This is a genomic window from uncultured Maribacter sp. (genome assembly GCF_963974015.1).
Lineage (GTDB): Bacteria > Bacteroidota > Bacteroidia > Flavobacteriales > Flavobacteriaceae > Maribacter.
This window is the reverse complement of the sequence record NZ_CAXBBZ010000001.1, coordinates 243,975-264,191: the sequence shown is the minus strand read 5'-3', so window position 1 is coordinate 264,191 and position 20,217 is coordinate 243,975. Positions and strand designations below refer to the sequence as shown.

Annotated in this window: 17 protein-coding genes; 12 read left to right on the top strand and 5 right to left on the bottom strand. The window is 34.5% G+C overall.

What is annotated here, in order from left to right:
* The first annotated feature begins 54 nt into the window (after nucleotides 1-54).
* Nucleotides 55-672: a GntR family transcriptional regulator gene (locus AACZ41_RS01145; RefSeq protein WP_339625654.1), complete on the top strand. Its 618-nt coding sequence runs from the start codon at nucleotides 55-57 to the stop codon at nucleotides 670-672.
* A gap of 29 nt (nucleotides 673-701) precedes the next feature.
* Here the strand turns inward: AACZ41_RS01145 and AACZ41_RS01140 are convergent, their stop codons facing one another.
* On the bottom strand, nucleotides 702-1,604 hold the full coding sequence (locus AACZ41_RS01140) for a DMT family transporter (protein ID WP_339625652.1): 903 nt from the start codon (nucleotides 1,602-1,604) through the stop codon (nucleotides 702-704).
* Entirely contained in the window at nucleotides 1,601-1,954 is a 354-nt protein-coding gene (locus AACZ41_RS01135) for an ArsC/Spx/MgsR family protein (RefSeq protein ID WP_339625650.1), read from the bottom strand. Before AACZ41_RS01135 ends, AACZ41_RS01140 begins: the two co-directional genes overlap by 4 nt.
* A 137-nt stretch (nucleotides 1,955-2,091) precedes the next feature.
* On the opposite strand from AACZ41_RS01135, the gene AACZ41_RS01130 reads away from it, so the two are divergent.
* A complete protein-coding gene (locus tag AACZ41_RS01130) occupies nucleotides 2,092-2,553 on the top strand; it encodes a DinB family protein (RefSeq protein WP_339625648.1) in 462 nt (153 codons plus the stop codon).
* Here AACZ41_RS01130 and AACZ41_RS01125 read toward each other — a convergent pair.
* The gene (locus AACZ41_RS01125; protein WP_339625646.1) at nucleotides 2,550-3,293 is read right to left on the bottom strand and encodes a DUF3298 and DUF4163 domain-containing protein; all 744 of its coding nucleotides are present in this window, start codon (nucleotides 3,291-3,293) and stop codon (nucleotides 2,550-2,552) included. The two genes, AACZ41_RS01130 and AACZ41_RS01125, sit on opposite strands and share 4 nt — an antisense overlap.
* An 84-nt stretch (nucleotides 3,294-3,377) precedes the next feature.
* Here AACZ41_RS01125 and AACZ41_RS01120 point away from each other — a divergent pair, with 84 nt between their 5' ends.
* The 4 genes from AACZ41_RS01120 (at nucleotide 3,378) to AACZ41_RS01105 (ending at nucleotide 9,301) form a co-directional block, all read left to right on the top strand.
* Entirely contained in the window at nucleotides 3,378-4,532 is a 1,155-nt protein-coding gene (locus AACZ41_RS01120) for a cystathionine gamma-synthase (protein WP_339625644.1), read from the top strand.
* Between the two features lie 160 nt (nucleotides 4,533-4,692).
* Nucleotides 4,693-6,036 carry an NADP-specific glutamate dehydrogenase gene (gdhA, locus tag AACZ41_RS01115; protein ID WP_339625642.1) on the top strand — a complete coding sequence of 448 codons (1,344 nt, stop codon included), beginning with the start codon at nucleotides 4,693-4,695 and terminating at the stop codon, nucleotides 6,034-6,036.
* A gap of 132 nt (nucleotides 6,037-6,168) precedes the next feature.
* Nucleotides 6,169-6,897, top strand: coding sequence for a DNA repair protein RecO (recO, locus tag AACZ41_RS01110; protein ID WP_339625640.1), 729 nt, complete (start codon nucleotides 6,169-6,171; stop codon nucleotides 6,895-6,897).
* 25 nt (nucleotides 6,898-6,922) lie between these two features.
* Nucleotides 6,923-9,301 (top strand): TonB-dependent receptor, encoded by a 2,379-nt coding sequence (locus AACZ41_RS01105; RefSeq protein WP_339625638.1) that lies wholly within the window; start codon nucleotides 6,923-6,925, stop codon nucleotides 9,299-9,301.
* 53 nt (nucleotides 9,302-9,354) lie between these two features.
* Here the strand turns inward: AACZ41_RS01105 and AACZ41_RS01100 are convergent, their stop codons facing one another.
* Nucleotides 9,355-9,684: a hypothetical protein gene (locus AACZ41_RS01100; RefSeq protein WP_339625636.1), complete on the bottom strand. Its 330-nt coding sequence runs from the start codon at nucleotides 9,682-9,684 to the stop codon at nucleotides 9,355-9,357.
* Nucleotides 9,685-9,870: 186 nt separating this feature from the next.
* On the opposite strand from AACZ41_RS01100, the gene ileS reads away from it, so the two are divergent.
* From ileS to AACZ41_RS01080, 4 genes are all read left to right on the top strand, one after another.
* Nucleotides 9,871-13,269 carry an isoleucine--tRNA ligase gene (ileS, locus tag AACZ41_RS01095; protein ID WP_339625634.1) on the top strand — a complete coding sequence of 1,133 codons (3,399 nt, stop codon included), beginning with the start codon at nucleotides 9,871-9,873 and terminating at the stop codon, nucleotides 13,267-13,269.
* 4 nt (nucleotides 13,270-13,273) lie between these two features.
* Nucleotides 13,274-13,657 carry a TraR/DksA C4-type zinc finger protein gene (locus AACZ41_RS01090; protein WP_091621127.1) on the top strand — a complete coding sequence of 128 codons (384 nt, stop codon included), beginning with the start codon at nucleotides 13,274-13,276 and terminating at the stop codon, nucleotides 13,655-13,657.
* Nucleotides 13,658-13,726: 69 nt separating this feature from the next.
* Nucleotides 13,727-14,317 (top strand): DUF4097 family beta strand repeat-containing protein, encoded by a 591-nt coding sequence (locus AACZ41_RS01085; RefSeq protein ID WP_339625629.1) that lies wholly within the window; start codon nucleotides 13,727-13,729, stop codon nucleotides 14,315-14,317.
* A gap of 33 nt (nucleotides 14,318-14,350) precedes the next feature.
* Nucleotides 14,351-15,016, top strand: coding sequence for a lipoprotein signal peptidase (locus tag AACZ41_RS01080; protein WP_339625627.1), 666 nt, complete (start codon nucleotides 14,351-14,353; stop codon nucleotides 15,014-15,016).
* On the opposite strand, the gene AACZ41_RS01075 is transcribed toward AACZ41_RS01080, so the two are convergent.
* Nucleotides 15,013-15,573: a 5-formyltetrahydrofolate cyclo-ligase gene (locus AACZ41_RS01075; RefSeq protein WP_339625625.1), complete on the bottom strand. Its 561-nt coding sequence runs from the start codon at nucleotides 15,571-15,573 to the stop codon at nucleotides 15,013-15,015. The two genes, AACZ41_RS01080 and AACZ41_RS01075, sit on opposite strands and share 4 nt — an antisense overlap.
* A gap of 503 nt (nucleotides 15,574-16,076) precedes the next feature.
* On the opposite strand from AACZ41_RS01075, the gene uvrC reads away from it, so the two are divergent.
* Together uvrC and AACZ41_RS01065 are read left to right on the top strand one after the other, a co-directional pair.
* Nucleotides 16,077-17,870 carry an excinuclease ABC subunit UvrC gene (gene uvrC, locus AACZ41_RS01070; protein WP_339625623.1) on the top strand — a complete coding sequence of 598 codons (1,794 nt, stop codon included), beginning with the start codon at nucleotides 16,077-16,079 and terminating at the stop codon, nucleotides 17,868-17,870.
* On the top strand, nucleotides 17,848-20,148 hold the full coding sequence (locus AACZ41_RS01065) for a patatin-like phospholipase family protein (RefSeq protein ID WP_339625621.1): 2,301 nt from the start codon (nucleotides 17,848-17,850) through the stop codon (nucleotides 20,146-20,148). Before uvrC ends, AACZ41_RS01065 begins: the two co-directional genes overlap by 23 nt.
* The last annotated feature ends 69 nt before the right edge of the window (nucleotides 20,149-20,217 follow it).

The window sequence follows — 20,217 nt, the reverse complement described above, 5'->3', positions numbered from 1 at the left end:
TCTTTATAAAATTTTAATTATATTTTGATAAAGCTATTTTAGTATATTTACGAAATGGTCAGCTTGCCAGAAGAATTATTTCAAGAGACATATGGGAAAGTGAAGAAATTGATTGTTACCAAGAAATTGGCGCCAGGTCAGTTAATTACGCAGCATAGATTGTCTCATGCACTTAATATTAAAGATGATACCATACCAGTGGTATTGCTACAATTGCGAGAAGAATCTTTATTGGTAGGTACGCTTTCTAATGGCCTAACCGTTCGTGAGCTTTGTGAACATGATATTTCTGAAATGTTCGATTGCAGAATTGCCTTAGAGACAATGACCGTAAAACTATTTACACGTAATGCCTCACAGTCGAGAATTGACGATTTGCGAAATCTTTTGGTTCCGTTCGAGAATGGACCACAAAATGCATATGTTTTTCATAAAATAGATAGATATTTTCACGAATATATTGCCAAAAATTGTGGAAATAGAATGTTGTATGAATTGTTTAAGACTGCCAAAATATTACCGTTCATGGATCTTGTAGGTCTAGTGAGACCATTGAAATTAATAATGCAAGAGCATTTAAATTTAGTCTCAGCTATGCATCATAGAGATGAAGAAATGGCCGTAAAGGCAATACAAACGCATCTTGAGAAAGCTAGAAATTCACATATTTAACTTATTAGGATTTAACCTTTAAGGTTGTGCTATTTTTTTGTGTAAAATCTCTTTGGTTGTCTGCTGGCAAGATATACGCCTACCAACACAAATGATGCTGCAACGATTTTCACTAAGGTGAGGTTGTCTTGGCCGGTAATAATGGCATACCCGATACCAACCAATGGTTGAACATAAACAAAGGCGCTTAGTGTCGAAGCCTTTAGGTGGGTCAATGCAAAAATGTTAAAAAGATAGGTACAGAATGTAGTGCCTAAAATTACAAAAACGATTCCGCGGTAGGCTTCGAATGGTAGGGTGCTCCACTCTATCTGCATAAATTCTTCTAATCCGAAAGGTAAACAGATAAGGATACCCAATGAGAATAACCACTTCATAAAGGTAAATGGGTGATATTTCGTAATTAATGCTTTTACAACAACTAAATAGGAGCCATAAAACATAGAATTAAGAAAAATAAGGAAATTTCCCATAGGTATATTTGGTGCATCTTGGCGTACTTCAGATCCATATAGAATAAGGCCTAAAGCACCTAAAAGACCTATTCCGATGCCCAATATCTTTCTGCTTGAAATTTTTTCCTTTAGAATTACTGCCGATAAGACAAGAACAATTATAGGAGTAGTGGTTATTAAAACGGCACTATTAATGGGTGTAGATAGTGAAAGTCCTTTGAAGAAAACCAGCATGTTTAAACCCATTCCTAAAAAGGCGCAAACAATCATTCTTAAATAATCTTTGCGATCGATTTTCTCTTTAGGGCCAAAAGGAGATATGAGCCAAAATAAAATTGCAGCACCCAGAACCCTTAAAATAATAAAACCAAAAGGTTGTACATAATGTGGCATTATGCCTTTTGCAATGGTATGGTTTATACCATAAATAGTTGTGGCCCCAATTGCAGCGATTATAGCTAGTAGACGTTTATTCACGAATGAATGGCCTTTTGAGCGGCCTCTACAACCTTTTTACTATTGCCAATAAATATTTGTTCGTCTACCATTATTACCGGACGCTTTAAAAAAGTGTACTGTTCTAAAATTAAAGACTTGTAATCATCTTCGGTAAGATTTTGCTCTTTTAAGTTTCGCTCACGATATAATATGGCTCTTTTGCTAAACAATGCCTCGTAGCTATTAGATAGAGAATGCATTTGTTCTAACTGAGATTCCGTAATGGGTTCAGATTTTATATCCTGTAATTTAAAATCATTAAGTGGTTGCAATTCCTTAATAATTCGTTGGCAAGTAGAACAAGTGCTTAGGTGATATATTTTTTTCATGCTTTGCGGTATTGCTTTAATTGATTTTTAAACCTAAAAATGGTGTAAATCACAAATTTGATATCGGCTTTAAGGTTTACAAAGAAACTTATTTCCCGTTAATTGTACTATTTTTATGCTCCTTTAAATGTGAAATAATGCCTAAGAATTTATTTGAAATCACCTTACAGAATCGAAGAAACTTACATGCGATACTAACAAAAACTCCAAAAGAAAAACTTCTTAAGATACCAGAAGGCTTCAATAATAATATATTTTGGAATATAGCGCACACTGTAGTCACTCAGCAAATTTTACAATACAAACTTAGCGGACTTCAAATGCGTGTGCCCGATGAATTGGTAGCTAAGTTTATGAAAGGGACAATCCCAGATGGTACGGCGACCGATGAGGAGATTATGATGGTGGCAGATTTTTTAATCTCTACAATAGAATGGTTAAAAGAAGATTATGATACGGAGCTATTTCAAAATTATAAAGAGTATACCACAAGTGCGCGGGTAACGCTTAAAAACATTGATGATGCGATTGCATTTAATTTATTTCATGAAGGCTTACATATTGGGGCAATCATTCTATTGTTAAGAAAGGTTGGTTAAGGCTTTACCGAAATCTTTAAAAAATTATTAGCATCATTATAAGGAATGGTCAATATGATGGGGCCATCGGCAAAAGAGGCAATTTCGTAAGGCTCGTAAAATAGTAATAGGCCCTTATCAGTATAGCCTATATTTTCTGGCAAATAGAAATTTTCCGTTTCAAACATAAAACCAGTACTATTTATGGTTGCGTCTGCTGGTACATTTTCTTGTTTTCGAAATATAGTTTCTGTGAATTCTTTGAATTCATCTTCATTTTTGAATAATTCTTGGCGGTCTAATTCCACTTCATTTATTTTGTCAAAGTTCAAATATCGATTGGTGCCGTAGCCATGTGCACCACCTGTGTACATATATGATTCCAGTTTAATGGTTAATACATCCTTATTTTTAAAAATTATCGTGCCATTTATTTTAGCCTCCCAAGGCATAGATTCTTCCGGAAATTTGTCATTCAGTTCTTCATAATCCTTTACAAATGCTTCAGTAGCTCCCTCAATAGTCTGGGCATTACTTTCTTCATCAAAATTCAACAATGCAATAATCTCTTCTTGTAGGGCGGTATTAATGGTCTCACTTAATTTAATTTGACCTAATGCTTTTGGAATTTCAATAGATACTGAAGTGCAATTCTCACAGGTATCGTTAGATATCGTTAGTGTCTCAAATGTGAGAGATTCCTCAGTATTACAAGCAATAAGAGAAATACATATTAGTAGGTAGAATAGCTTTAATTTCATGAAAAATAAGATTTCATGTAAAAATACACCTTCATTGTATTCTCCAAAAGATAACGATACATTTGTGTACTAAATACTTTAAAAATGGCCGCTAAAAATTATAAGTTTAATACAAAGACCATTCATGGTGGTCAACAACCAGATAAGGCATATGGGGCGGTAATGCCACCTATTTATCAAACATCAACTTATGCGCAAACTACCCCTGGTGGTCATAAAGGGTATGAATATTCGAGAAGTGCGAACCCGACCCGAACTGCTTTGGAAAATGCTTTAGCAAGTATCGAAGATGGTGAATTTGGTTTGGCGTTTGGTAGTGGTCTTGCGGCAATAGACGCGGTCATAAAGTTATTAGAACCAGGTGATGAAGTTATTTCTACAAATGACCTCTATGGGGGTTCTTATAGAATATTTAAAAAGATATTTGAGAAATTTGGAATCGTTTTTCATTTTGTTGGCATGCAAGGCACCGATGCCATTCGTGACAAAATGAATTCAAAAACTAAATTGATTTGGGTTGAAACACCTACCAACCCTATGATGAATATCATAGATATAAAAGCAGTTGTAAAGTTAATTAATAATAAGAAAATTCTTTTAGCGGTCGATAATACTTTCGCAACCCCATACTTGCAAATGCCACTGCAATTAGGGGCGGATATTGTAATGCATTCAGCAACTAAATATCTTGGTGGTCATAGTGATACCGTGGTTGGAGCTTTGGTGGTAAAAGATAAGGAACTAGCAGATAGGCTTTATTTCATACAAAATGCAAGTGGTGCAGTTTGTGGACCAATGGATAGCTTTTTGGTTTTAAGAGGAATAAAAACGCTGCATGTAAGAATGCAACGCCATTGTGAAAATGGAAGAGCAGTAGCTGAGTATCTTAAGGATAATACTAAAGTTGAAAAAGTGTATTGGCCTGGTTTCAGTGATCATCCTAATCATTCAGTAGCAAAAGAACAGATGAAAGATTTTGGTGGAATGATTTCATTTGTGCCAAAAGGGAGTAACTATGAAGATGCTATTAAGATTGTAGAGCGTTTAAAAGTTTTTACTCTAGCAGAGTCATTAGGTGGTGTTGAAAGTTTAGCTGGTCATCCAGCGAGTATGACTCATGCGAGCATACCTAAAATAGAACGTGAAAAAAGTGGAGTAGTAGATGCGCTAATAAGACTTAGTGTAGGAATAGAAGATTCGGAAGATTTAATAGCAGATTTAGAGCAAGCAATAGGATAAAGCGTAATTCGTTATATTTTAAACATTAAGAATCGGCTCTTTGTTGCTAAAACAACAAATTTTATCGATTTTAAAAAAAATAAGCAATCAAATTACATAAATACCATAATTTTGCCGTTATATTTTGAAATCAATAATTTAACTAAGTGTAAATAGCTTTATGGACGATAAAATAAAAGTATTTATGGATGAGGTTACCGCCAGAAACGGTCACGAACCTGAATTCATACAAGCGGTACAAGAAGTAGCAGAAACGGTAATACCTTATATCGCAAAACAAGAGATATATAATGGTAAGAATATTCTTTTAAGAATGGTTGAGCCTGAGCGTTTAATTTCTTTTAGAGTAGCCTGGGTAGATGATGATGGTGAAATACACGTAAACCGTGGGTATAGAATACAAATGAATTCTGCAATTGGCCCTTATAAAGGTGGTTTGCGTTTTCACCCAACTGTAAATGCGAGTATTCTTAAATTCTTGGCTTTTGAACAAGTCTTTAAAAATAGTCTTACCACATTGCCTATGGGTGGTGGTAAAGGTGGTTCTGATTTTGACCCTAAAGGTAAATCTGATGATGAGGTAATGCGTTTTTGCCATGCCTTTATGTTAGAATTGAATAGACATATTGGTCCAAATACAGATGTACCTGCAGGAGATATCGGTGTTGGTGCTCGTGAAATAGGTTTCCTATTTGGTATGTATAAGAAGATACGTAATGAGTTTACCGGTGTCCTTACAGGAAAAGGTCTGTCATGGGGTGGTTCTAAAATTAGACCAGAAGCAACAGGTTATGGTACTGTGTACTTTGCCGAAAGTATGTTAAAGACCAAAAATGAAACTTTCGACGGTAAAACCGTTGTGATTTCTGGTTCAGGAAATGTTGCTCAATATGCTGCAGAAAAAGCTATTTTACTAGGAGCTAGAGTGGTAACTCTTTCAGATTCTAGTGGATATATATACGATAAAGATGGTTTAAATGATGAAAAACTAGCTTTTGTAATGGATCTTAAAAATAATAGAAGAGGACGTATTTCTGAGTATGCAGATAAATATGATTCTGCAGAATTTCATGAAGGTAAAACTCCTTGGAATGTTAAATGTGATATTGCATTACCTTGTGCAACTCAAAATGAGTTGAATAAAGAGGATGCTAAAAATTTATTGAAAAATGGATGTATGTGTGTTGCAGAAGGTGCAAATATGCCTTGTAATGCAGATGCTGTTCATGAATTTAATAATGCAAAAATATTGTTTGCACCAGGTAAAGCATCTAATGCTGGTGGTGTTGCAACATCAGGTTTAGAAATGTCCCAGAATTCACTGAGAATTAGCTGGACCCGTGAAGAGGTTGATGAGCGTCTTAAAGATATTATGAAAGACATTCATGATTCTTGTATCGAATACGGTAAAGAAGAGGATGGATTCTGTAACTACGTTAAAGGAGCCAATATTGCTGGTTTCGTAAAAGTTGCCGATGCAATGCTTGCCCAAGGGGTTATTTGATTCTTAACGGATAACTAATATTTTAGTGTATAATTTGTAATGTGAGGTTCTATTTTAGAGCCTCGCATTTTTTGTGGGTTATATCGTAACCAATATGCAAACTATTATATTTGTTGAATTAGATGGTTTATTATGCAGGTAACAACAAAAGCGATAGTATTTTCTGCATTAAAATATGGCGACACGAGTCTTATCGTTAAAGTATTTACCGCCTCAGACGGTATAAAATCCTATTTGTTGCGAGGTGTGTTATCATCTAAAAAGGGGAAATTAAAGACCGCTTATTTTCAACCTTTAACACAATTAGAAATTGTCGCAAACCATAGAAATAAAGGTACATTAGAAACACTACACGAAGCTAAGGTTTACTATCATTATCAATCCCTTTACGCAGATATGGCTAAAAATGCTATGACCCTATTTTTAGCAGAGCTTTTGGTGAATAGTATTCGGGAAGAAGAACGAAACGAAGAATTATTCGAATTTTTAGAAGCTTCATTACAGTGGTTGGATATACATAAGGATATTGCTAATTTTCATTTATTTTTTATGTTATCAATCACGAAATTTTTAGGGTTTTATCCTGATGTGTATCAGATAGATAAGCCATATTTTGATTTGTTAGAAGGTGAATTTGTTTCGGTAGAATCATTAAATCCGATGTTGAGAGGTGAAAATATTTATTATTTCAAGACCTTCTTGGGCATAAATTTTGATACTATACACAACGTAAAGATGAAAAAAACCAACCGCCAAGAATTGTTGAAATCCCTGATACTTTATTTTGAATTACACTTACAAGGTTTCAGGAAACCAAAATCACTTGCCGTGTTAAATGAAGTTTTCAATACATATGTATAAATTTCTGTTTGCCGTATTTTTTTTGATGACTTTGTTTAGTCATGCCCAAGAGATAACTGTTTTAGATGCGGATAGTGGTGAGGTAATCTCAAACGTAGCCGTTTTTAATAAAGATAAGTCGAAAATCGCATTATCAAATTTTGACGGGGTAATCGACGGTTCAATTTTCACTGATAAAGAGCGTCTGATTTTAAGACACTTAGGCTATGAGGAGTATAAATCAACCATACAGCAAATTAGGAGACAGGGTCAAAAGGTGTATTTGATTATGAAGGCCCAGCAATTGGATGAAGTTGTAATGTCAGTTTCTAAATGGGAGCAACAGAAAAGAGATATTCCTAATAGAATTATTTCTTTAGATGCAAGGTCAATTGCTTTTTCATCGCCACAATCTTCTGCAGATCTACTTCAAAATAGCGGTAAAATTTTTGTGCAAAAAAGTCAATTAGGAGGTGGAAGTCCTATGATTAGGGGTTTTGCAACTAATAGGCTATTACTATCTGTAGATGGGGTTCGAATGAATAATGCAATTTTTAGAGGAGGGAATATTCAAAATGTAATATCTATTGATCCTTTTACTATAAAAAATACCGAGGTTATATTTGGCCCTGGGTCGGTTATTTATGGTAGTGATGCCATTGGTGGGGTAATGAATTTTTATACCAAGAAGCCTATTTTAAGTCAGAACGATAGTCTTTTGGTACAAGGTAATGGCAATTATAGGTTTGCGTCTGCAAATATGGAAAACACGGTGCACGCTGATGTTAATATTGGCAAAAAGGATTGGTCCTCTTTAACAAGTATTACCTACAATAATTTTCAAGATTTAAGAATGGGTTTACATGGCCCTGATTCATATTTACGAAATGCATATGTTAGAACAGTTAACGGCGTAGATGAGTTAGTGAATAATGACTCACCTGAAAAACAAATTCCTACCGGCTACGATCAAATAAACCTAATGCAAAAGTTTCTTTATAAACCCAATACGAAATGGGATTTAAACCTTGGCGCATACTATTCAGAAACTTCAGATTATTCTAGATATGACAGATTGATTAGGCCAACAAGTGATGGATTAGGACTTCGTTCGGCTAAATGGTATTATGGACCTCAAAAATGGTTTATGGGCAATGCACAACTTCAAAAAAAAGGGAATGGAAAATTTTATGATGGATTAAAATTAGGACTTGCTTACCAACATTTTGAAGAAAGTAGAAGTAATCGAGATTTTCAAGATGTGGTCTTAAATACCACGATGGAAAAAGTTGATGCTTTGAATATGAATATTGATCTTGAAAATAAGAAGATGGGTGATTTTAGACTCTATTATGGTACAGAGTATATATATAACAAAGTAAGGTCTTATGGGTTCGATTTAAATATCGATACTGATAATAAAACCGATGCTGCATCTAGATATCCAGATGGTTCTACTTGGCAAAGCTTGGCAGGTTATGTAAATGGTGAATATAAAGCAAAACCAAATTTCACGATTATGTCCGGTTTGCGTTACAGCCACGTCTGGGTAGATGCCGTTTTTGATGGCACCTATTATAATTTTCCTTTTGAGACTGCAGATTTAAGTACGGGAGCATTAACCGGTAGTTTAGGTTTCAGCTGGTTTCCAAGAGCTAATTTTCAAATCACTTTAAATGGTTCTACTGGTTTTAGAGCTCCAAATATAGATGATGTAGGCAAGATATTTGATTCTGAGCCAGGGTCGGTAGTAGTTCCTAATCCAGATTTAGAGCCTGAATATGCGTATAATGCTGAAATTGGTATCCAACGAAATATTAACGATAAGTTTATTTTGAAAGGAACGGCTTACTACACGTATTTGGTAGATGCTTTGGTACGTCGAGATTTTAGTTACAATGGTGTTTCTGAATTTGAATATGGAGGCGAGCTTAGTAATGTGCAAGCAATACAGAATGCGGCTAAGGCTTATGTGTATGGCTTTGAATTTGGTTTAGAGGCATACCTTACTGAACAATGGTCTTTATCGTCTAACCTTACCATAACTGAAGGTGTAGAAGAGGAAGATGATGGCACTGAAACACCTGCTCGTCATGCAGCACCGACTTTTGGAGATTTTCATATTGTATGGAAAAACCAAAGACTGCGAACAGATTTATTTGTGAATTATAATGGCGAAATTGAGTATAAGGATCTCGCAATGTCAGAACAATCTAAAGAATATATCTATGCTTTAGATGAAAACGGTAATCCTTATGCTCCTTCTTGGTACACCTTAAATTTTCGGTCGCAATACGATATTACCAATCGCCTAAAAGCTACTGCTAGTTTAGAGAATATAACAGACCAGCGATATAGAACATATTCATCTGGTATTGTAGCTCCGGGAAAAAATTTAATATTAGGAATAGGGTATCATTTTTAAATAAAAAAAGACCCGTTTTATACGGGTCTTTTAAAATTATAGGGTAATTAAATTTAGTTTTTAACTGCCTTTTTTAGATCGTCACCAGCTTTTTTTGCTGCGTCTATACCTTCTTCACCTGCTTTTTTAGTGGCATCGATTGCGTTTTCACCAGCTTCTTTTACTGATTCTGCAGCACCTTCAGCAGCTTCCATTGCATTTTCGCTTGCTTCTTTAGCGGCATCCATTGCACCTTCGCCAGCCTCTTCTAAATCTTTTCCTGCTTCTTCTAATGCAGCGCCAGCTTCTTCAGTTGCAGATTTAGCTTTATCAACGGTATCTCTACAAGAAAATGACATACTTAGTGCTAAAATTGTTAATGATACTAAAATTACTTTTTTCATCGTGTTACGTTAAAATGGTTATTGTTTGATGTTATTTACGGTTCAACTTGCTTTTTAGACGTTAAACTTGCTCTTATTTAATCTAATCAGTTAGTTAGAGGTATATCAGTGTCGTCATTTCACTTAAATTAAAACTAAATTTTATAATTTTGCAGCCTTAAAAATCCAGTACAATAAGCATTTCGTATGAAGTTCGCAGAATATAAAGGTTTGAATTTACCAAAGGTCGCAGAAGAGATACTTGACTACTGGTCAGCGCATGACATTTTTGAAAAAAGTATTTCTACCCGTGAGGGTAAGGATAGTTATGTATTCTATGAAGGTCCACCATCAGCAAACGGTATGCCTGGTATACATCACGTAATGGCGCGTACCATAAAAGATATATTTCCTAGGTACAAAACCATGAAAGGTTTTCAGGTTAAGCGAAAAGCCGGTTGGGATACACACGGACTACCAATTGAGTTAGGGGTTGAAAAGGAGTTGGGTATTACAAAAGAAGATATAGGAGTTAAGATATCGGTCGAGGAGTATAATGCTGCCTGTAAGAAAGCGGTAATGCGGTATACCGATGTTTGGAATTCCATGACTGAAAAAGTAGGGTATTGGGTAGATATGGAAGATCCATATATCACCTACAAATCCAAATACATGGAAACCGTTTGGTGGTTACTAAAACAAATCTATTCAAGAGGATTAATTTACAAGGGTTATACCATACAGCCATACTCGCCAAAAGCAGGAACAGGACTTAGCTCGCATGAACTAAATCAGCCAGGCACCTATCAAGATGTAACGGATACAACGGTAACGGCACAGTTTAAAGCGGTAGAAGAAACATTGCCTGAATTTTTACAGAATGAAGGCACTATTTATTTCTTAGCTTGGACGACTACACCTTGGACTTTGCCATCGAATACGGCATTGACCGTTGGGTCTAAAATAGACTATGTATTGGTTGAATCATATAACCAATACACTTTTGAGCCGATGAACGTTATACTTGCCAAAAATTTGGTAGGAAAGCAATTCGCAGGAAAGTTTAAGCAAGTTTCTAATAAGTCAGAATTATTAGATTATACCGCGGGTGACAAGAAAATCCCTTTTTACGTCGTAAAAGAATTTAAGGGTGAAGATCTATTGGGAATCAGATATGAGCAGTTGTTAGATTATGTACTTCCGTATGAAAATGCGGAAAATGCGTTTAGAATAATTACCGGAGATTTCGTTACTACTGAAGATGGTACGGGTATAGTACATACGGCCCCGACCTTTGGTGCTGATGATGCTTTTGTTGCCAAACAAGCAGTGCCAGAAATTCCACCAATGTTAGTATTGGATGAAAATGGAAACTTGGTGCCTCTTGTTGATTTACAAGGTAGATTCAGACCTGAATTAAAGGAGTTGGGTGGCAAGTACGTCAAGAATGAATATTATGAGGATGGTGAAGCGCCTGAACGCTCTGTAGATGTAGAGATAGCCATACGATTAAAAGAAGAGAATAAGGCATTTAAGGTTGAAAAATATGTGCACAGTTATCCTAACTGCTGGCGTACCGATAAACCAATTTTATATTATCCATTAGATTCTTGGTTCATAAAAGTAACCGATGTTAAGGATCGTATGTTCGAGTTGAACCAAACCATTAATTGGAAACCAAAAGCTACCGGAGAAGGTAGATTTGGTAATTGGTTGGCCAATGCCAATGATTGGAATTTGTCCCGATCTAGATATTGGGGTATTCCATTGCCAATTTGGCGAACAGAAGATGGTAAGGAAGAAATAATCATAGGTTCTGTAGCAGAGTTGAAATCTGAAATGATAAAAGCTGTAGTAGCGGGAGTTTTAGAGAAAGATATCTATGCAGATTTCATTGTGAACGATATGTCCGAAGAGAACTATGATAAAATAGATTTACATAAAAATATAGTAGATCAGATTACGTTGGTTTCTGCTTCAGGTAAGCCAATGAAGAGAGAAAGCGATTTAATAGATGTTTGGTTCGATAGTGGTTCTATGCCGTATGCGCAATGGCATTATCCATTTGAAAACAAAGATTTAATAGATGAAGGAAAGACATTTCCGGCAGATTTTATAGCAGAAGGTGTTGATCAAACTCGTGGTTGGTTTTATACATTACATGCTATTGCAACTATGGTATTTGACTCTGTTGCTTATAAAAATGTAGTTTCTAACGGACTGGTCTTAGACAAGGAAGGCAAAAAGATGTCTAAACGATTGGGCAATGCGGTTGATCCTTTTGAGACTATGAACGAGCATGGAGCAGATGCTACAAGGTGGTATATGATTAGCAATGCCAACCCTTGGGATAATTTAAAGTTTGATACCGAAGGTATAGTAGAAGTTAAGCGTAAATTTTTTGGCACACTTTATAATACGTATTCCTTTTTCGGCCTATATGCTAATTTAGATAATTTTACATACGCCGAAGACGATATACCTATGGCTGACCGTACTGAGATAGATCGTTGGATATTATCTGAATTAAATTCCTTGATAAAAGTTGTGGACAATGCATATGATGATTATGAACCAACACGTGCAGCGAGAGCAATATCAGATTTTGTACAAGAAAATTTGAGTAACTGGTATGTACGTTTGTGTAGAAGACGCTTTTGGAAAGGCGAATATGCTCAAGATAAAATTGCTGCATATCAAACTTTATATACATGTTTAGATGTTGTAGCTAAATTATCTGCTCCAATCGCTCCTTTTTTCATGGATCGTTTGTATTTAGATTTAAATAAAGCTACCGTGAAGAAAGGTTTCGAAAGTGTGCATTTGGCAGATTTTCCGGTTGCTGACGAATCACTAATAGATAAAAACTTGGAGGTGAAAATGCAGAAAGCACAGATAATATCTTCTTTAGTGTTATCTATCCGTCAGAAAGAGAAAATAAAAGTGCGTCAACCATTACAGAAAATAATGATTCCTGTATTGGACGATAAGGATAGAGAAGAAATAGAAGCGGTTTCAGAATTAATTAAATCTGAAGTGAATGTAAAGGAGATTCAATTACTGGATGATGCTTCTGGTATTCTTGTAAAGCGTATAAAGCCGAATTTCAAGACGTTAGGCCCTAAGTTTGGTAAAGAAATGAAAGAAATCGCTCAGAAAGTTGGTGCTTTTACTCAGAATGATATCCAAAAAATTGAGCAGGATGGCGAATTAACAATCCAATTAGGAAATAAAAGTATTAATTTACAGTTACAGGATGTAGAAATCACTTCTCAAGATATTGAAGGATGGATGGTGGCAACCTCTGGTAAATTGACGGTTGCGTTAGATGTAACTATTAATGAAGAATTGAGAAACGAAGGTGTCGCTAGAGAGTTGGTCAACAGAATTCAAAATATGAGAAAAGACTCAGGTTTTGAAGTGACTGATAAAATTGCGATTAAAATATTAAAGGACGGTTTTGTTGAAGTAGCTATTATGGATAATTTAGATTATATTAAAACAGAGACTTTAACGGCTGAATTAAGTATTGAAGAAGAATTGAACAAAGGTGTCGAAATTGCTTTTGACGAGGTGAACACTAAATTGTATATTGAAAAATATTAAAAAGATGGCAGAAGATTTAAAAGTAAGGTATTCTGACAAAGATTTGGCAGAATTCAAAGTATTGATCGAAGATAAAATAGTAAAGGCTAAAAGTCATTTAGAACTTTTGAAAAGCGCCTATATGAACGATGGTAATAATGGTACGGATGATACGTCACCTACTTTTAAAGCCTTCGAAGAAGGGTCGGAGACAATGAGCAAAGAAGCGAATACGCAATTGGCGATTAGACAAGAGAAATTTATTCGTGATTTAAAAAATGCATTATTGCGTATAGAAAACAAAACTTACGGTATATGCCGTGTTACAGGTAAACTTATTAATAAAGAGCGGTTAAAACTGGTGCCGCACGCTACGCTAAGCATTGAAGCTAAAAACATGCAATCATAATTAAAACGCCTTTAGAGGCGTTTTTTTAATAACTATACTTTGAAGATTTGTTTTGTTTGTTGTTTACTCTTGCTTTCCTTAAGTCTAAAAGGGCAGAAGAATTTATATAGAACGATAGGAGCAAATGACATAAGCTTGGTTCAAGTGAATGCTGCTAATTGTTTTAAGGTTGAATTTCATACAGGTGACGGCAATGAAATTAATATTGAAGCTGAAATTGAAGGTGAGTATAGTCAAGATCTAGATTTAAAAGTTAACACTAACGGTACCACTGTTTTAATTGAGGCTGGGTTTGCACCAAGTTTTGAAAATCCTAATGATAAATTAAGCGCTCATAAAGTTGTTTCAATTCTTTTGAAGATTACTATTCCCTACTTCAAGAAGTTAGAAGTGTATGGAACTAATTCAAGAGTTATATTAGAAGGAAAATATAAGGAATTAGATGTTTCCTTATCCGACGGGGAATGTGAGTTGCATAATATTGTGGGCAATGCCAATGTAAAGACGCAAAGTGGATCTATCCGTGTATTCGCAAGATCTGCACAAATAAATGCGAACAGCAAATATGGTATAGTCTCATTTAATCCAATTCCTGAAGGATTATTCATTTATAAACTACAAACGGTAACTGGAAATATAGAATTAAGTAAAACCGAATAATATTTATATTTTTGCGCTCTTTGAATTACTCCTATGAATATTAAAAAATCTGTACTATTTATTTTATTGATTCTTATAATCGATCAATGGAGTAAAATATATATAAAGACCCATTTTGTGTTGGGTGAATCAGTAGATGTATTGAACTGGTTTAAAATTCTTTTCATTGAAAATGAAGGCGCCGCTTGGGGAGCCAAGTTGAGTGACATTTTACCAATTTCCGATAATATGGGAAAATTAGTGCTTACAATTTTCAGATTGTTTGCGATTTTTGGAATAGGGTATTGGCTTTTTGATGTAATTAAGAAAAAAGCTTCTTCTACATTAATTTGGGCCGTGTCTTTGATTTTTGCTGGCGCATTAGGTAATATTTTGGACTCTTTATTTTATGGTATCATTTTTAATGATAGCTACAATCAGGTTGCCACTCTTTTTTCTGAGGAGCCTTATGGTGAATTATTTTATGGTAAGGTGGTCGATATGCTATATTTTCCTATGGTAGATACCACATGGCCTAGTTGGGTGCCGGGAGTTGGCGGACAAAACTTTAGATTTTTCGAGCCAGTTTTCAATATTGCGGATACTGCAATAAGTACTGGGGTTGGTATTCTACTGGTTTTTAACAAAAAGGCCTTTCACAAAGAAGATGAAACTTCAACCGAATTGGAAAATGATTCATTAAGGAATCAAGAATATTAAAAGGTATAGGTTTTTTTCGGGGTAACGCAGTAATCTAGTGGAATATCAGTTGGTACGATATCTTCAATTAAATCTTCTGGCTCAAAAAGAGATAAGCCTATCTTTATTACATTAGTCTTACACTGACTTAGAAAACGGTCATAGTAACCTTTGCCATATCCAATTCTATTACCAAGTTTATCGAATGCTAAAAGCGGTATAAAAACAACATCAATTTTATTAGGAGGTACTGTTATACCATCAACGGGTTCTGGTATATTTAATGAATTGGTTTTGAATTTTGTGTTATCGGTAAGTAAGTAATGTTCTAATTCGGTATTCGAAATAATTTTTGGTACAATAACATTTTTATCAAAACCAAGAAGAATAGAAATAATACCTTCTGTATCTATTTCTATGTTTTTTTCAATAGGAAGAAATATGTGGAAATATTGATTTTCCCATATGGGTAATTGCAAAACAGAATTTGCAATAGCTATACTTTGTTGGTCTAAAAGAAGGGGGGTAATTGAATTGCGTAATCTTGAATATTTTAAGCGTAAATCTTTCTTCAGCATTGTGAAGTAATTTTAGCTCTAGTAGTTACTAATTTAATCTTTACCTGCAACAGCAAAAAACACTTTGAAGAATAACATTAAAATAAGATATGTTCCTAAGGTAATTATATAGCTTTCCATGATATTCTAGTATTAAATTGAACTAACCTGCGTTGTTATTGAGTTAAAAATAAGTAAAATAATTAATATCAATCTATGAAAAGTACTTTTTTATCGTTTAAGTGCACATATTTTAATAAAAATTAACATACTAGTAAATATTAGGACAACAATTTTTATATAAATTATTGATATTCAATGAATTAAATTTTCAACTCCAAATGCGAATTGGCGATACAATAAAATAAGGGTTAATAATTTTAAGATATAGCGGTATTTAATTAAAATAATGTCATGTTCACAATTTTGGTGACAAGGGTATTTTACAGAATTTTGTTTGTTGATTATAGTATTGTAGTGTAATTTAAACTGATTTTTATAGACTAAATTAGTAGTGAAAAAATATGTCTGAAATCCCCTTAAACATACAATTAAGTTCTTTGCCCTCTAGTCCAGGGGTCTATCAATTCTATGATAGTACTGACGGTATTCTATACGTTGGCAAGGCAAAGAATTTAAAGAAAAGGGTTTCCTCTTATTTTAATAAAAATCATGAGTATGGTAAGACTCGGGTGTTGGTAAAAAAAATAAGGTCTATCAAGCATATTGTTGTTCCAACAGAGTCGGATGCCTTATTGCTAGAGAATAATTTGATTAAAGAGTTAAGGCCTCGGTATAATGTATTACTAAAGGATGACAAATCGTACCCTTGGCTTTGTTTAAAGAATGAGCGTTTTCCAAGATTTTTTCCTACCAGACGAGTTATAAAAGATGGGTCAGAGTATTACGGTCCGTATACTAGCATGAAAACGGTTAGAATTCTTTTAGATTTAATAAAAAGTGTTTACCCTTTGCGCACGTGTAATTATGATTTGTCTACAGAGAAAATAAATGCGGGGAAGTATAAAGTTTGCTTAGAATATCATTTAGGTAATTGTAAAGGCCCATGTGAAGGCCACCAAACTATTGCAGAATATGACCGACAGATAGAAGACATTCGTCAAATTGTAAAAGGAAATTTTAAATCGTCAATTACCTATTTTAAAGGGCAGATGAAGATGTTGGCTGCGGAAATGAGGTTTGAGGAGGCTCAAATAATTAAGGACAAAATAGATGTACTGGAAAACTACCAGGTAAAGTCAACTATAGTTAATCCTAAGATTAGTAATGTTGATGTATTCAGTATAATTTCTGACAATTCTTTCGCTTATGTAAACTTTTTGCAATTGGCCCATGGTTCTATAATTAGGTCGCATACGATGGAAATAAAAAAGAAACTTGAAGAGCAAGATGAAGATTTACTAGAGCTTGCTATAGTTGAAATTAGGGAGCGTTTTAAATCAGATTCTAAAGAATTATATGTTCCTTTTAAATTAGCTGTGCCTGCGGGGTTGAAAGTTACTGTACCGAAATTAGGAGATAAAAAACGTATACTAGATTTGTCTGAACGTAATGCCAAATTCTTTAGGCAAGAACGCTTTAATCAGATTAAGATAATTGATCCTGATCGTCATACGAATAGGATTATGGCTCAAATGAAGAAAGATATAAGATTATCTGCAGAGCCAAGGCATATAGAATGTTTCGATAACAGTAATATACAGGGGAGCGATCCGGTAGCTGCATGTGTTGTTTTTAAAGATGGTAAGCCTTCTAAAAAAGAGTACAGACATTATAATATAAAAACGGTAACCGGGCCAGACGACTTCGCTTCAATGGAAGAAGTTGTTTATCGCAGATATAAAAGGTTACAAGAAGAAATGCAGCCACTTCCACAGCTTATTGTAATCGATGGTGGAAAAGGGCAATTGTCATCTGCGTTAAAAAGTCTTGATATTTTAGGGTTAAGAGGAAAAATTGCTATAATAGGAATTGCAAAACGGTTAGAGGAAATCTATTTTCCAGAAGATCCGATTCCGCTTTATTTAGATAAAAAGTCTGAAAGTTTAAAGATTATACAATTTTTAAGGAATGAAGCGCATAGGTTTGGTATAACATTTCATAGAAATAAAAGAAGTAAGGGGGCTATTAATTCCCAATTAGAGGGTATAGATGGAGTAGGTGAAAAAACAGCTCAACAATTATTGAAAAAATTTAAATCTGTTAAACGCATAAAAGAGGCTACTATAGAAAACCTAAGCCAAGAAGTTGGAGTCTCAAAAGCAAAAAAAATATATGAGTCTTTTCGTAAAGAATAGTTTCGATTTCAACAAAGTGATGATGGTAATGACAGTATTGTTGCTTAACTCTTTGTGCCTGATCGCGCAGACAGATTCATATAAAGAAAGGCCAAAGATAGGTTTAGTGTTAAGCGGAGGTGGAGCAAAAGGAATGGCGCACATTGGTGCTTTAAAAGTAATTGAGGAGGCTGGTATAGAATTAGATTATATAGGAGGGTCAAGTATGGGGGCAATTGTTGGTGCTTTGTATGCTGCCGGTTATACGGCTACGGAGTTAGATTCCATGTTTAACGCAACTAATTTCGGTACGCTTATTCAAGATAACCTTCCAAGAAGTGCTAAAACATTTTATGAAAAAGATGACTCTGAGCGATATTCGTTAACCTTGCCTTTCAATAATTTTAAGGTTTCCGTTCCACCTGCATACTCAGGTGGACAAAATATATATAATGAATTGGTTAGACTTTTGTATCACGTGAAAGATATTGAAGACTTTGATGAATTACCTACTCCGTTTGTTTGTGTGGCTACGGATATAGAAACAGGTAAACAGGTTGTTTTAGATTCTGGTTATTTGCCAGAAGCAATTTTGGCCAGTGGAACATTACCTTCACTGTTTGAACCTTCAGTAATAAACGATAAGGTCTTAATAGATGGTGGCGTGGTCAATAACTATCCAATCGATGAGGTTCTGGCGATGGGTGCAGATATTATTATAGGTGTAGATGTGCAGCATGATTTATCTGAAAGGGAGGCTCTTTTGTCTGCGACAGAAATTTTATTGCAAATTAATAATTATAGAACAGTGGCAGATATGAAAATAAAATCTGCAAAAACCGATGTCTATATAAAGCCACAAATAGAAAAATATTCTGTAATTGAATTCAATAAATTAAATGCTATTATTCAAACAGGGGTAGATGCTGCAAATTTAAAAATAGATGAGCTTAGGAAATTGGGGACAAAATCTAAAAAAGATAAAAGTCCAATACCTGCCGTCGATGCGAATCAGCAGCTAACTGTGAACAGATTGTTGATTGATGGCAACACAAGTCATACTAGAGGATATGTAAAAGGTAAGCTAAGGTTTGATTTAGATGAATCTATAACCTTTAAGAAATTACAGCAAGGTATTGGTAATTTGGCGGCAACAGGTAACTTTAAAACTATTAAATATAAATTATTAAAAAATATAAATGATGGTGAGGATTTAATTTTGCCCCTAGATGAAACTCCCAACACCTCTTTTTTAAGATTAGGAGCTCATTTTGATGATTTATATAAAAGTGCAGCTATAATTAATCTTACCAAGCGTAGAATATTATCTAAGGATGATGTAGCGTCTTTTGATTTGATTTTAGGTGATAATATTAGGTACAATTTTGAATATTATGTAGATAAGGGTTCGTATTGGAGTTTTGGGATTAATTCTAGATTTAATGATTTTGAACAGGAGATAGATTTTGACCTTATAGGAGACAATTTCGATGTTACCCCAAGTTCGAGAATTAATACGATAAACCTTGCTGTGTCTGATTTTACTAATCAGTTATATATTCAAACTGTTATAAAAGAGGAATTTGCTTTTACTCTTGGTGCTGAATTTAAGCATTTGCAGTACAGTACTAGAACATTTGGTGATATACCCGATGCTGATATTTCTATAAACACCACTACAGACAATGGGCGAACATATTTTGAGAAAAGTAATTATGTAAGTGCATATGGGTCGTTAAAGCTAGATACTTATGATGATAAGTATTTTCCATCTAGAGGGTTGTATTTTAACGGTGACATGCATTATTATGTTTTATCCTCAGATTTTAATAATAACTTTAAAGATTTCTCTGTATCCAAAGCTAGAATGGGCGTGGCCTTTCCTTTCGCAAAAAATCTATCCTTAAATCTAGAAACTGAAGGGGGTTTTAAATTGGGAACCTCTAATGTAACAACATATGATTTTGTTCTTGGAGGCTACGGTACAGATTTTATAAATAATTTCACTCAATTTGTTGGGTATGATTTTTTAAGCCTGCCAGGTAATAGTTTTGTTAAAGCATATGCAAGATTAGATTTTGAGTTCGCAAAAAAAAACCACGCATTGTTCACAGCTAATTTTGCCAATGTAGATGACGACCTTTTTAGAACAGGTGATTGGTTCAAAGCACCAACATATTCGGGCTATGGATTTGGGTATGGTTGGGAATCGTTTTTAGGCCCTGTTAATCTTTTGTACTCTTGGTCGCCAGAAACTGAAAGATCACAATTTTTCGTGAGTGTAGGCTATTGGTTCTAGGTTGAATAATAGTTTTCTAAACTGCCTGTAATTCTTAATAATTTCCCAAATATTAAATTGAAGTGTGAA